This is a genomic window from Blautia glucerasea, from assembly GCF_013304385.1.
Lineage (GTDB): Bacteria > Bacillota > Clostridia > Lachnospirales > Lachnospiraceae > Blautia_A > Blautia_A ammoniilytica.
Genome location: NZ_JAAITU010000117.1, coordinates 1 through 1,543 on the forward strand (window position 1 = coordinate 1; position 1,543 = coordinate 1,543).

The 1,543-nt window shown below is 35.0% G+C and carries 1 protein-coding gene; it reads left to right on the forward strand.

Annotated elements, in window-relative coordinates:
* Window positions 1-83 precede the first annotated feature (83 nt).
* Entirely contained in the window at window positions 84-1,415 is a 1,332-nt protein-coding gene (locus G5B11_RS18625) for an IS4 family transposase (RefSeq protein WP_158422541.1), read from the forward strand.
* The last annotated feature ends 128 nt before the right edge of the window (window positions 1,416-1,543 follow it).

Here is a 1,543-nt window from a genome sequence, read left to right on the forward strand (position 1 = left end):
AGCCCAACATCATAAACTTAAGAGAATCTGCTTAGAGATAGGCAGATTCTTTTATTTATGGTAAAGTTTAGGCAGGGGTGTATATGAGAGGAAGTTATATTGAAAGAATCCAAAAACTTTCTGAGAAACTATCAGATCCTAATTTAGCAGTGCGTGCAAGAAAAATGGACAGTAATACTTTTTCTCGAAATAGAAAGATGTCCTTAAAAGATATTTTACTGTGCTGTCTTTCTAAAAAAGGGCTTACTACTGCATTGGAACTGAGAAATTATTTTAAACAAAAGGGTGATCTCTACATGGAAATATCGAAACAAGGGTATTTACAACAACGAAAACGACTGAATCCTGAAGTGTTTTCTTATTTGAATGATGAATATCTGGCTGATTTCTATCATTCCTCTGAGCCAAAACTTTGGAACGGATTTTTGTTACTGGCCATAGATGGAAGTAAGGCAGAAATACCGAATTCAGTGGAGAACAGAGAACGCTTTGGGAAAAGTAATAATCAGCATTCAGAACTTGGGCAGATACGAGCACTTGTAAGTGGTATGTACGACATTTTGAATCAATTTTACTTGGATATCGAGATTTCACATATTTCTACCAATGAGACAGAGCTTGCCAAGAAAAACCTGAATCATTTAAAGCGCATGAATATCAAACAGCCGGTATTAGTCATTTTTGACAGGGGGTATCCATCCATGGAATTTGTTGACTTTCTGGAAACGGAAAAGATCAATTACTTATTCCGTCTATCCTCCAATGATTATAAATTTGAGCGCAACAATATGGTATCCACTGACGAAGCCGTTATTTTGCGGCATACCCATCAGCGATTAGAGAAAATAAGGAAAAGACATCCTGATCGTTTCGAACATATGAAAGAAAAAGTAAGTACACATACGCGAATTATGACCTCCATACTTCCTTCCGGAAAAGAATTGGCACTTATGACAAATCTTCCCTTTGAAATCTCCCAGAAAGAACTGGAGGATTTATATTACCACAGATGGGAGATAGAAAAGAAATATCATACTCTTAAAAATAAAATGAAGTTTGAAAGTGTGACAGGAAAATCGACCATTTATGTAGATCAAGATTTTCGTGCACAGGTGCTGGTATACAACATGATACAGGATATACGAAAAGAAGCTGACGATAAAGTATCGGTAAAAGGTCGTGAAAAAAACTGCAGATATCCTATGCGCACAAACGAAAATATTGCTATAGGTTTATTTAAAGAACAAATGATAAAATTAATTCTGGAAAAGGATGCTGAAAGGAGAAGGCAATTGCTTTTTGAATTGCAGGCAGAAATGGAGGAACACATTTTGCCACAAAGAAAACTGCCTGGAAAAGAGCGAAAAAAGAATATCTCAAACAAATATAAAAATAATCAAAAAAGCAGTTTTTAAAAAGTCCATGCAATTCCCCTGGGGAAAGTCTGGACTTTTTTTCTTACAATACAGTTTTATAATGAAGCCTTAATTAAAAAATAAAGGACATAAGAACAAGTATTTTCTTAAGTTTATGATGTTGGGCT